General features: G+C 53.3%; 8 protein-coding genes, 1 rRNA gene and 1 riboswitch. Of the genes, 6 read left to right on the plus strand and 3 right to left on the minus strand.

Going from position 1 to position 12,229, the window contains the following annotated elements; all coding sequences use genetic code 11:
- Window positions 1-9 precede the first annotated feature (9 nt).
- On the plus strand, window positions 10-2,418 hold the full coding sequence (metL, locus tag G461_RS0103110) for a bifunctional aspartate kinase/homoserine dehydrogenase II (protein ID WP_084428963.1): 2,409 nt from the start codon (window positions 10-12) through the stop codon (window positions 2,416-2,418).
- 141 nt (window positions 2,419-2,559) lie between these two features.
- Here metL and G461_RS0103115 read toward each other — a convergent pair whose 3' ends face one another.
- On the minus strand, window positions 2,560-4,656 hold the full coding sequence (locus G461_RS0103115; RefSeq protein WP_026970739.1) for an alpha-amylase family glycosyl hydrolase: 2,097 nt from the start codon (window positions 4,654-4,656) through the stop codon (window positions 2,560-2,562).
- A 178-nt stretch (window positions 4,657-4,834) separates the two neighbouring features.
- Between G461_RS0103115 and fabR the strand changes: the two genes are divergently transcribed.
- Complete coding sequence (gene fabR, locus G461_RS0103120) at window positions 4,835-5,455, plus strand: HTH-type transcriptional repressor FabR (protein ID WP_026957637.1); 621 nt, start codon at window positions 4,835-4,837, stop codon at window positions 5,453-5,455.
- Window positions 5,456-5,535: 80 nt separating this feature from the next.
- Here the strand turns inward: fabR and trmA are convergent, their stop codons facing one another.
- A complete protein-coding gene (trmA, locus tag G461_RS0103125) occupies window positions 5,536-6,639 on the minus strand; it encodes a tRNA (uridine(54)-C5)-methyltransferase TrmA (protein ID WP_026970740.1) in 1,104 nt (367 codons plus the stop codon).
- A gap of 166 nt (window positions 6,640-6,805) precedes the next feature.
- Here trmA and G461_RS0103130 point away from each other — a divergent pair, with 166 nt between their 5' ends.
- The 3 genes from G461_RS0103130 to murI all read left to right on the plus strand — a co-directional run bounded on the left by G461_RS0103130 (window position 6,806) and on the right by murI (window position 11,047).
- Window positions 6,806-8,038, plus strand: coding sequence for a DUF5610 domain-containing protein (locus G461_RS0103130; protein WP_026970741.1), 1,233 nt, complete (start codon window positions 6,806-6,808; stop codon window positions 8,036-8,038).
- Between the two features lie 46 nt (window positions 8,039-8,084).
- A riboswitch (cobalamin riboswitch) is annotated at window positions 8,085-8,321 on the plus strand.
- A 35-nt stretch (window positions 8,322-8,356) separates the two neighbouring features.
- Window positions 8,357-10,192: a TonB-dependent receptor domain-containing protein gene (locus tag G461_RS0103135; RefSeq protein ID WP_035479071.1), complete on the plus strand. Its 1,836-nt coding sequence runs from the start codon at window positions 8,357-8,359 to the stop codon at window positions 10,190-10,192.
- A gap of 72 nt (window positions 10,193-10,264) precedes the next feature.
- On the plus strand, window positions 10,265-11,047 hold the full coding sequence (gene murI / locus G461_RS23115; protein ID WP_051333314.1) for a glutamate racemase: 783 nt from the start codon (window positions 10,265-10,267) through the stop codon (window positions 11,045-11,047).
- Here murI and G461_RS23120 read toward each other — a convergent pair.
- The gene (locus G461_RS23120; RefSeq protein WP_035479077.1) at window positions 11,044-11,490 is read right to left on the minus strand and encodes an RNA recognition motif domain-containing protein; all 447 of its coding nucleotides are present in this window, start codon (window positions 11,488-11,490) and stop codon (window positions 11,044-11,046) included. The genes murI and G461_RS23120 overlap by 4 nt on opposite strands.
- A gap of 558 nt (window positions 11,491-12,048) precedes the next feature.
- On the opposite strand from G461_RS23120, the gene G461_RS0103150 reads away from it, so the two are divergent.
- Window positions 12,049-12,229, plus strand: a 16S ribosomal RNA gene (locus tag G461_RS0103150); the annotation flags it as partial.

Below are 12,229 nucleotides of genomic sequence, written 5' to 3' on the forward strand. Positions count from 1 at the left end.
AGGGCCTTAATGAGCAATCGACACGTACATAAATTTGGAGGGAGCAGCCTGGCCGATGCCGCCTGCTTCCAGCGAGTAGCGGAGATCGTTATCTCTCACAGCGATCAGCAGGATCTGATTGTTGTCTCTGCTGCCGGCAAAACCACCAACCGTATCCTTACCATCTTACAGCTCGCCAGCGATGCCGATATGGCTGCCGCCGAAGGGCTGAGCAGCTTGATTGCCTTTCAGCGCGGCTTGGTTGAGCAACTGCTCGAGTCGGTTCCGGCCGCCGAGCTTATCGATATGCTGGAAGCCGATCACCGCGAGATGAGTGGGCTACTTGAGGGCGGCCTCGATCCTTTCGTGCGCAACGAGCTGCTATCGTTTGGTGAGCGCTGGTCTGCCCGACTGCTAAATGCGCTGTTAAATCAGCGTGGCTGCGAGAGCCATTGGCTGGACTCGCGGCAGTTTTTTAAGGCCGAGCGTGGCGCTCAACCGCAGGTCGATGCCGAGCAAAGTGCGCCATTATTGGGCGCCTTGTTGGAGCAACATCCCGGTTGTCGCATCGTGGTGACCGGTTTTATTGCCAGCGACAGTCAAGGGCGCACCGTTACCCTAGGGCGCAATGGCAGTGATTACTCTGCGACCGAATTAGCCGCGCTTTGCGACGCCGTATCCACCACCATTTGGAGTGATGTGGCAGGGATCTACAGCGCCGACCCGCGCCTAGTCAAAGACGCCCGGCTACTTGAAAAGCTCGCGCTCAACGAAGCCGCTGAGCTCTCTCGCATTGGCAACTCGGTGCTGCATGCCCGTACCCTCGAGCCGGTGCGCCGCTCCCGCCAACGGGTGAGTCTGCGCTGTAGCTATAGTCCGGACGAAGGCCAGACCCAGATCCATCGCCAGCGGCTAAAATCCAGTGGTGCCAAGATCGTTACCTCGGTGGAGCAACTGGTGCTGTGTGAGCTGCAGTTTGCTCCTGATCACGCAGACAATGCCACGGCCGTGATCAGCGAGCTGGAAGCCTGCCATCTGTCGCCGATTACCTTGCATCACCATCAAGCCTCGGGCGCGTTGCGCCTTGCCTATACCCCAGAGCTTGTCGACGAAGTGCTGGCAAGGTTAAATGAGTGGCAAGCGCGTTTCGCGATTACCGATATCGCCCGCCGCGAAGATTACTCGCTGATTGCTTTGGTAGGCGCAGGGGTGGCCGAAAACACCGAGCAGTGTTACCACTTCTTCCAGCACTTGGCTAAGCAGCCGCTAGAATTTATTCACTCCAGCAAAGACAAGCTAAGCCTGTGTGCGGTGCTGCGTAAGGTGGCTCTGGAGCCGCTGATTAAAGAGCTGCATGGGGTGATGTTTAAGCCGCCGGTGAAGCTTGGATTGGTGGTGTTTGGTCGCGGTAATATCGGCTCGCACTGGCTAGAGTTACTGGCCCGTCAGCGCAAGTCGCTGGAGGACAAGCACAATATCCAGTTGAGCTTGGCGGCGCTGCTCGATAGCGACGGCCTGCAGCTCGATTTTAACGGGCTGGACTTGGACAGCATTCTCGATGAGTTCTCGCCTCAGCCCTTTGTCTGGCAGGAGCTACTCGATACCCTCAAGCTTCATCCCTTCGATGAGCTGGTGGTGGTGGATATTACCGCCAGCGAAACGGTGAGCAACTATTATGGAGAGTTTGCCTCGCGTGGCTTCCATGTGATTGCCGCCAACAAGCTGGCCAGTAGCGCCCCTTACGAGGAGTATCGCGCGCTCAAGCAACGCTTTGTTGATCACAACGCCTACTGGCTGGCCAATGCCACCGTGGGTGGAGCACTGCCGGTGCAATCGGCGATCCATATGCTCAATCAGTCGGGGGATCAAGTTAAGGCGATCTCCGGGATCTTTTCCGGCACTTTGAGTTTGCTGTTCCAGCAGTTCGATGGCTCGGTGCCGTTCTCGGTACTGCTAGAGCAAGCTTGGCAACGTGGCCTGACCGAACCGGATCCGCGTGAGGACTTATCAGGACAAGACGTTCGCCGTAAGCTGCTGATGTTGGCGCGCGAGGCGGGAATGGCGCTAGATATTCGCCAGATCAAACTGCAATCGCTGATCCCCGAGTCGCTATTGGAGCTTAGCGTTGATGAGTTCCTCGACGAGTTACACCAGTTGGATGAGCTGATGGAGCAAGCGCTGGAAGATGCGCGCGGGGATGGGCTAGTGCTGCGTTATGTGGCGCGCATCGAGCGTGATGGCAGCGCGACTGTTGGCTTGGAAACGCTGGAGCCGGATGAGCCCTTCGCCAACCTTAAACCCTGTGACCATGTGTTTGCCATCGAGTCTGATTGGTATAAGCCTTACCCAATGGTTATCCAAGGACCAGGTTCGGGTCGCGATGTAACGGCTGGGGCATTGCAGGCTGACTTAGTGAGCCTGTGTAAGCGTTTCTCCTAGCGCTACTGATAAAAAAAGCCCTAACACGCAAAGTGTTAGGGCAAGGCACCAATATAGTGAGACGAGAGTGACTCAGTGTTGTGCTAAGGAACGAACGACAGTTAGAAATTGAAACCGAGGGGCCGTAAGGCCCCTTTTTACTTACTCACAGAGGCTGACCATCATTGAGCCAGACTCTAGACCGCTATCAACCTCCATGCTGTAGACATAACGCCCAGCCTGAGGGATCACGATATTCATTTCAGTACCGTTACCGGAGATCTTGGCCAGATCTTGTGTTGCTGCGATATTCACAACTGCACTAGGTGTAGAGAGCTCGAAATCCCAGTCGGCATCGGCAAACTTAAAGCCAAAGGCGGTAGCTGCAGGCTCGTCAATCACCACCTGATAGAGATTACCGCCTTTGTACTGAAGCTGGTGGCTAGCGGGTGTGCCCCAGTCACCGCCGCTGTAGTTACCACGCATGTATACTGCGGTGCCAACCGGCCCACTACCAGATACTGTTGGGGTATCACAGCGAGCGAGTGGGCCGCTGCCGGTCAGGCCGTCGTCACCGCCTTGTTGCGGACCATCGGCACTTGGACTCAGCACTTCCAGGAACAGGCTCTCTAAGGCTGCGACTTCAATGGTGTAGCCTCCGGAGGCGATATCCATGGTTTGCTCGGTCAGCAGGTCTTTCAGCTGGCCTTCACTACCGATCTCTTCACCGGTTACTGCAATTGAGACAGTGCTAGTTGAGGTGTTGCTAATAAATAGCACCACGTTGTTGCCGGATTGCTTGTGGGCAAAGAATACCTCTGCTGAGTCATCGTGACCGATAATGGTTTGCTCACCTTTGTACAGCGCCGGGTTCGCGGCGCGCACACTCATCAACTCGCTGATGTAGTCGCGCAGATCGCTTTGCTGGGCATTCGCTGTGAACACGGCGCCAGACTCGCCACTCGGCAGGCCTTCGATCTTACCGCTGGTGCGGGCAACGTGGTCATCACACAAGCCATTGATGGCGCAAGAGCTGCTACTATCTCTGTCGGCAAAGCCTTCCAGTTCATCACCGATCTCATCGCCGTAGTACATGGTGATGGGGCCAGAATATGCGCTCAAGAAGGCATAGGCAGCTTTATGGCGATCCCAGTACTCCTGCTCGTTTGGTTGGGTAATATCGCCACGTTCAAGTAAGTCGCCGAAGCGAACCAAATCGTGGTTGCCGATAAAGCCATTCGGTACTGCGTGAGAAGGGTTAGCCAGCTGGGTGTTGTAACCGGCAACCAGGGTGTTGGCGTTACCACCACCGCTACCACTTTCTTCCACGGCATAGGTTTGTACCATGCGATAACGCATCGGGAAGTCGAAGGCTGAGCAGAGCCCCGGCGCCTCCTCTGGGCCATAGCCTTCTTCTCGAATTTGGGTACCACCACCGTCCCAGATCTCGGCCACCATGTAGCCAAGCGGATTCACGGTTTCACCATTCATGGAGTAGGTTACCGTTGCGGCTGCATCTTCTACCGCTTTGCGGATCTCACCCCATGCGCCAACCGGCACCTGATAGGCTTGGTCCAAACGCCAGCCGTCGATCTTTAGCTCCTCGACCCAATAGCTGGCAACCTCTTTAAAGAAGTCGATATCGCCGGGATAGACCGCTTCGCGCCCTGTTGCGCCTTGAGCAACCCCATTGGTGCTTAGCGTTAGGCCGGAAGGTGAGGGATAGTCTTGAGCGTTGGTCTTAAAGTGGCCGAATACGCCATCGAAGAACACATACATACCGCGGGCGTGCGCCTGCTCAACTAAGCTGCGGGCGGTATCCATATCGCCAAAGTTCGGGTCGATATTGAAGAAGTTGGTGGCGAAGTAGCCGGTGGCATCTAAGCGATCTGCCCAGTGGTCCTGCCCTGAAATCGGCACAGACTCGAACACTGGGGTTAGCCAAATCGCGTTCATGCCCAAGTCTTGGATGTAATCTAGTGAGTCGATGATTCCCTGCAGATCGCCCATATGGTGGCTGGTGCCATAACCTGTGCCATGGCCGATGTTGCTGTCGCCATTAATAAAGGCCTCGGTCATCACCTGATAGATACGCAGTTCCATTGCTTTGTCGTAGACAGCATCAGTACAGGCATAAGGGGTGTATTGGTGATCGCCGCCACCGCCACTACCGCCGCCGTTGTCGCTTGAGCCACCGCCTCCGCCGCCACACGCCACTAAGGTCAAGCTCATTGCTAGAACCAATGAAGAGTGTTTCATGCTACTTTCCCATTTCCTTTTGGTGTTATGGCTTGATTACAACACAGACTTTTTTTGAAGTCGGATGACAGCGTTTTCAACTTTGATAAAGATTGAAGCAGCTCCCAAGAAAGGCTTTTCAAAGTTTTCGCTTAGTAAGGGTCCTCATGTATCATGAGGCGGATTTTGGAGGAGTTGCATGAGTGGCGTAAGAGCACAGCAAAAAGAAAAGACCCGCCGGGCGATTATCGAGGCGGCATTTCGCCAGCTAAGTCCTGAGCATAGCTTGGCCAATTTGAGCCTGCGTGAAGTGGCGCGCGAGGCGGGTATCGCACCGACCTCGTTCTATCGCCATTTCGACGACATGGAGCAGCTCGGCCTGACCTTGGTGGATGAGGGCGGCCTCACCCTGCGCCAGTTGATGCGCAAAGCGCGCCAGCGAATCCAAAACTCCGGCGGTAGCGTCATCGCCACATCGGTCAGCACCTTTATGGAGTTTGTCAGCGACAACCCCAACATCTTTCGCCTGCTACTTCGTGAACGTTCCGGCACCTCACCGGCCTTTCGTGCTGCGGTTGAGCGCGAGATCAGCCACTTTATTGCCGAGCTAGGCGATTATCTGGAAGTGAAAAACCCGTGTTCGGCAGAAGATGCCCGCCTGCAAGCTGAAGCCATGGTGATTGTGGTGTTCCATGCCGGCGCATCTGCGCTGGATATGCTTGAGCCTGAGCGCAAAGAGCTGGCCGAACGCACCATCAAGCAGCTGAAGATCATCGCCAAAGGTGCCAGTCACTATAATCAGGCCAAGCCTTTGAGCTAATTTGTCAGCAGCGAACCCTAGAGATAAAAGAACCCGACTAGCTCGGGTTCTGTTTTATCTGGCTGGGGAAAACTCTGCGCTTACTTGCGGCGTAAATAGACACCCGCTTCCATATGGTGGGTATAGGGGAACTGATCAAACAGCGCCCAGTGCTCGATAACATGGGTGTCGGTTAGCTGCTTGAGGTTATCGAACAGGGTGTCAGGGTTACACGACACATACAGGATGTTGTCGTAGCCTTGCACCATATCTAGGGTTGCCTGATCGAGGCCGGCGCGCGGTGGGTCCACAAAGATGGTGTTGCACTGGTAGTCGGCTAAGTCGATATCTGCCTGCTCAAGGCGGCGGAAGCTGCGTTCGCCATTGATCGCCTGGGTAAACTCTTCCGCTGACAGGCGTAGGATCTTGAGATTATCCACGCCGTTTTTCTCGATATTGTACTGGGCAGAGTCTACCGATGGCTTGGCGATCTCGGTGGCTAGTACCTTGTCAAAGTTCTGAGCGAGCGCGATAGAGAAGTTGCCGTTACCGCAGTACAACTCAAGTAGGTCGCCCTCGCTATGTGCCGTCGCTTGTAGCGCCCACTCCAGCATATGCTGATTCACTACTGCGTTGGGCTGGGTGAAGCTGTTCTCGATCTGTTTGTAGCAAAGGGTGTTGCCGTTGACGGTCAGCGCTTCCTCTACCCAGTCTTGGTCCAGGCACCACTTCTGTTTACGGGCGCGGCCAATCAGTTGCACATCGTAGTCTTGGCGCAGCTCGTCGCGCATCGCTTCGGCTTGCGCTTGCCACTCGTCATCCAACTGGCGGTGATACAGCAGGCTGATGATGACTTGGCCGCTCAAAGTCGACAGGTAGTCAATCTGGAACACTTTATTGCGTAGGCGTGGGCGCTGCTTGAGCTGCTCAAGCACCTTGGGCATCAACTCATTAATCAGTGCGCTGGCTGGCGGGAAGCTGTCGACCCGATACTTCTGCTTGGTCTGCTGATCAAACATGATGTAGTAGAGGTCATCGCCATCGTGCCACACCCGAAACTCGGCGCGCATCCGATAGTGCTTGAGTGGTGAGGCAAATACCTGAGGTTGTGGCGGTGAGAACTCGGCAAACTGTTGGCAGCGTTGCTGGGTCTTGTCATCCAGTTGAGTTTGATATTGCTCTGGGTAATAAGGTAGTGGGCTCATCGACACATACTCAGGGTTAAAGGGAGCGCAATTTAGCCAGTCAAACAGCGAATTGTCCAGTTTAGACGCATTTTTAGTAAAAAAACTTTAAAGTCTAAAAGGCACTGGCCGATACAGAGTGACTCGGGGTGTTCTAACTATTTAAGCATTGCTTACAGGAGGCGATATGAACAAGGTTGATGGATTAGCGAACTCCCACCTGCGCCAGTACGCGGAACAACTACTGCAGCAACATCGCGGCAGTGCGGCCAACAAGCTGGCGGGGCCAGCGCAAGACAAAGCAGAGTTGCATCAGCGAGGGACCATTGCCACCCACGTTGTGCTTAGTTCGGTCGAGAAATACAGCATGGCGCTCAACCCTGCCAAACCGGTTGAGATGCCCAAGCCAGAGAACACCTCGTTGTTCGATGCAGAAGAGGTGGCGAACAATGTGTTGAGCTTCGTTGCTGGGGCGCTGTTCGGTGCCAAACAAGAGGGCGCCGATGACGACACCTTGCTGGAGATGATGAATCAGGCGCGCAAAGGCGTGGATATGGGCTTTGACTCGGCCCGAGAAGAGCTCAGTGATGCCGGCCTGCTCGATGAAGAGTTGGAACAGGGGATTTCGTCAGCTTACGACCTGATCCAAAAAGGCCTCGACGATCTTGAAGCGAACGACTTTGAGCGCCCGCAAGCATCAGCGCTTGGCGGACTAACAGGCATTGGCATGTCGCAAAGCCAAGCTGGCTCGTTGGAGCTCGAGACCCGCGAAGGCGACAAGGTATCCATCAGCTTTAATTACGGACGTGCATCGAGCTGGGAAGTGGGCTCCAACGAACAGGGTAACTATCTTGTCGGCAGTATGAGCCAGAGTCAGTCGATTAGCTTTAGCGTAGAGGGCGATCTCAATGAAGATGAACTCGCCGCTATCGCGGATTTGATTAAGCAAGTCGATGAAGTGGGTGCGCAGTTCTTCAATGGCAATCTGGATCAGGCGTTTAACCAAGCGCTGGAAATCGGCTTTGACCAAGAGCAACTGGTGGGCTTTGCCGTAGAATACACCCAGCAAACATCGGTCAGTGCGACTGCAGCCTATCAGCCTCAGTCTCAAGGAGGAACGCCTGCTGGTAATCAATTGGTACCAGAGCTGAGTCAGTTCATTGACCAATGGCAGCAAGTCCAAGACCGTGTGCGCAATTTGTTTGCCGAGCCCAATATTGCGCAGCAAGGGCTACTTGAGCAGATCCTCCCGCTAACCGCCGCTGGACTGCAGCCTGCAGAGGAGAGCGATGATCAAGAGGCCGGTGAGAGTGCACCAGCACAGGCTAACCCAGTGGAGCGTTTCACCTCTTTTACCTCTGTTTTAGAGCAAGTGTTAGCTAACCTACCTGAGCAAAATCGCGACCAAAGCGTTGAATAATCACATCTAAATGTCACCCGGAGCTGCTTTTTGCTCCGGGCTTCTCTATAATTGCCCGCGCTGTGGTGATCGAGCGATGTCTATATCGACTCGATTGAAAAGGGAATCCGGTGAGAATCCGGAGCTGTCGCGCAGCGGTATTGAGGAACGAAGGCTCAAGGATGGGGAAACCCCACATCCAGACACTATGCCATGCATGGGAAGTCGTAGCCCTAGGACAACAAGTCAATCGTTGACTTGCCCGCCTCTAAGTCCGAAGACCTGCCACAACCGAGCTGCAATCAGCAGCATATTCTACGCGTAATAGGATTGATAAAAATGGACGCTAAAAAAACCTTGGCGCTGGCAGTGGCAGCCACGCTTTCGCATGCCGTTTCGGCAGAGCAATCTTCCCCTGATGAAACCTTTGTAGTCACCGCTCACGGTGTGGCACAAAATGCGGCTTCGGTTCTCGCCCCGCTAGAAGTTGTTACCCGCGACGATATCGACAGACTCCAAGCGCAATCGCTGACGGATGTCCTCAAAACCCTACCCGGCATTGAAATCGGTCAAAATGGTGGTCGCGGTCAGGTGACTTCATTGTTCGTACGTGGCGCTGAGTCAAACCATGTACTGGTGCTGGTGGATGGCGTGCGAATGGTCACCTCCGCCACAACGCCCGGTACGGTAGATTTCAACCAATTACCTTTGGTGGCCGTTGAGCGAGTTGAGTTTATCCGCGGTGCTCGCGCCGTCACCTTTGGTAGCGAGGCTATCGCCGGTGTTATCAACATCATTACTCGCAGCGAGTTTGGTGATACCAGTAAGGTGTTGGAAGTCGGTGGCGGCTCCTTCGATAGCTATCTGCTTGGTGGCCGTGGCAATTTTGCTGTCGGTGAGAATGGTCAACTTAAACTGGCTGCGAGCTATGAAGACAGCGATGGTTACAACGCCCGCCCAACCGAAACCAACCAAGGTGACAAGCATGGCTTTGAGTCTAAGAATGCTTTCGCCGCCTATGAGCATCGCTTGGCTAAGCAGTGGACTGCCTACTTCTCAGGACTTTGGTACGAAAATGAAGTGGAGTTTGAGAGCTTTGGGCTAAACGCCACTCGCTTGAGAAGTCACAGCCTCAGTGGCGCAATCGCTTACGACTCCGAGCAATGGCTGTCGGAGCTCAAAGTTGGCTACTCCAACCAAACCAACAAAACCTATGCTGTTGCCTCAGGTATCGATAATTTCAACACCTACGCCGATATCAGCCAGTACAATATTGCCTGGTCTAACGCCTATCAATTTAACCGCAGCGTAAAACTGATCGCAGGCGCCGAGTGGTCAAGGCAAGAAATAGGCGATGACTACATTAGCTATGGCAGCGCCTACGATGTGGCAGGGCGCTCGAGAAATAACTTCGGCTTGATGACTTCACTGTTGCTAGAGCACGACGCACTAACCTTTGAACTAGGTGGCCGCTGGGATGACAACAGCGAATATGGCGATGAAGCGACCTGGGCTGCCAGTGCGGGTTATTGGATCACCGATAACACCCAGTTGATTGCCATGGCGGGAACAGCCTTTAAAGCACCGACCATGAGCGACTTATATGGCTACGGTGGTAACCCGGATCTCAACCCTGAGTCTTCTAAGAACTATGAGTTGGGCGCTCGTGGTGTTGTTGCGAATGTGGATTGGCGTGTTTCCGCCTATGAGATGCGAATCGATGAACTCGTAGACTCAGTATGCGATGAGTTCTGGAACTGCACGTCGCAAAACATCGAAGGCGAGAGCAAGCTACGTGGTATCGAGTTTGATGCTGGCTTCAATACCTTTGGGCTTGAGCATCGGGCTATCGCCGAGTTCCGCAACCCGAAAGACAAAGATGGTAATCAACTTCCGCGCCGCGCCAAACGCGTATTTAAGTGGGATGTGGAGTATGGCTATCAAGACTTTAGCATTGGTGCACTGCTGACTTACCAAAGCGAACGTCCTAACTCGGGCTATGACACGATCATTCTCGATTCCTATAGCGTGACCGATTTGCGCGCAGCCTACCAGTTCGGTAGTGCTAGCCTGGAAGCGAAGGTTGTGAACCTGTTCGATAAGGACTACGAAACGGCCAGCGGTTATCAATCTGCAGAGCGCAGCTACTGGATTAACCTCCGCTATCAGCTCTAATCCAGACTTTGTATAAAGGGGGAGTTTGTATACACTCCCTCTTCTTATATATGTGTGTGATAGGTAGCGATAGTGAAACACGTCCTCTTCTTTGACTCTGGCGTGGGTGGGTTAAGTGTGCTGGCGCAAGTCAGGCAACGCTGCCCGCAGCTTAGCTATAGCTACCTCTTCGACAATCGTTTCTTTCCTTATGGTGAGTTGGCCGAGGCTCAGCTCATCTCGCGCGTCGAGCAGTTGCTCAGTCGAGCCGTTGAAGCGCTTCGGCCGGACTTAGTCGTCATCGCCTGCAACTCTGCCAGTACCCTTGCCCTACCTGCCGTGCGTGCTAAGTTGTCAATTCCGGTGGTAGGGGTTGTTCCCGCCATTAAGCCTGCGGCAAAGCTATCCGCCAATCGCCACATTGGTTTACTCGCAACACCGGGCACGGTAAAGCGCACGTATACCGAAGCCTTGATCAGCGAGTTTGCTGCCGACTGTCAGATTGAGTTTCTTGGCTCCACGCGCTTAGTGGAGTTGGCTGAGATGAAGTTAGCGGGTGAGCCGCTGGATTACTGCCGTGAGGTCACCGAGATCCTAGAGCCGTGGGCAACCCTGCCTACCTTAGATTGTGTGGTACTTGGTTGCACTCACTTCCCTCTATTAAAGGAAGAGGTGACTCAAGCGTTGGAGGGACGAGTGAGCTGTGTCGATTCTGGGGAGGCGATAGCAAGGCGCGTCGCTAGCCTGCTACCGGATGCAGTTAGCTGCGCGACAAGTCCCGCACTGCATGCATACGCGACCAAGGCCGTTGACCAGCGGTTGGTTGAGCGCGGTTTAGCTAAATATGGGTTAAACCACATTCAGCTATTTAACTAACCTTCTTTGCGCTCGTTTGCCACACGTACTTTTAAGGTGCGCTGTTGGTACTCATGTTCATTTAGCGCATCAATAGCACGGTCGGCATCATTTGCTGCCATCTCGACAAAGCCAAAGCCTCGACGTTTGCCGGTCTGCTTATCTTTCAGCAAGCGTACAGAGACGACCTTTCCATGCTCCGAAAACAGCTCGCGTACCGCTGATTCGTTTGCACGATAAGGAAGGTTCCCAACATAAAGCGTCTGAGTATCGGTAACGGCTTCTGAAGAACTGGTTTCAGTAGCGTTCTTTCCTGAAGACTTAGGAATAAGGGAAATCGCTCCACCGACTAATACAGCGAATGACAGGTAGATAGGGTGGAAAGCATCATTAATAGCGCCGCCAACGAAATACGCGAGCACAGCAGCGACGAGCAAAAGCATCACAAGTATCGAATTGTTCATAATTAAATCAAAGCTATCTAATTGTAAGTATTACTGTTCCAACGCCAGACATGTTAGCTGGCTAATTTCTAGTTAGCTAGAAATTGAACAACTTTATTTAATAAATTTGCATTAAACCACAAATACTTTTAAATCATAGGCTTAGTTTGAGGCCTTCGCCATTGTCTGTGGATAAGTCTGTGAGTTAGTTGGGACTTGTCTGGGGGCTGTTTTTTGCCCTAAATTTTCTTCAAAAAAACGCTTGCGCAAAAGAATCCGATCCCTATAATGCACCTCCGCTGACAGGGCAAACGCCCACGGTTAGCAAGGCGTCAACACTAAGTGTTACGCCGGGTGAGTCAGGATTCACCGCTTGAAAAAACTTTTAAAAAAAGCTTTGACAAGCACTCAGAAATCCTTAGAATTCGCCCTCGCTTCTCACGGGAAGCAACGTTCTTTAACAAGTTATCAAGCAATCTGTGTGGGCACTCACGAGATGTGAAGCGACAAAAAATCCGCTTCAAATTATCCTGAGTGAACACTACGTTAATTCAGTGATTTATTTGAGCAAACAACTTTTATTTGAAGAGTTTGATCATGGCTCAGATTGAACGCTGGCGGCAGGCTTAACACATGCAAGTCGAGCGGAAACGACACTAACAATCCTTCGGGTGCGTTATTGGGCGTCGAGCGGCGGACGGGTGAGTAATGCTTGGGAATATGCCTTTACGTGGGGGACAACAGTTGGAAACGACTGCTA

The organism is Aliagarivorans marinus DSM 23064, from assembly GCF_000429485.1.
GTDB classification, from domain to species: domain Bacteria; phylum Pseudomonadota; class Gammaproteobacteria; order Enterobacterales; family Celerinatantimonadaceae; genus Aliagarivorans; species Aliagarivorans marinus.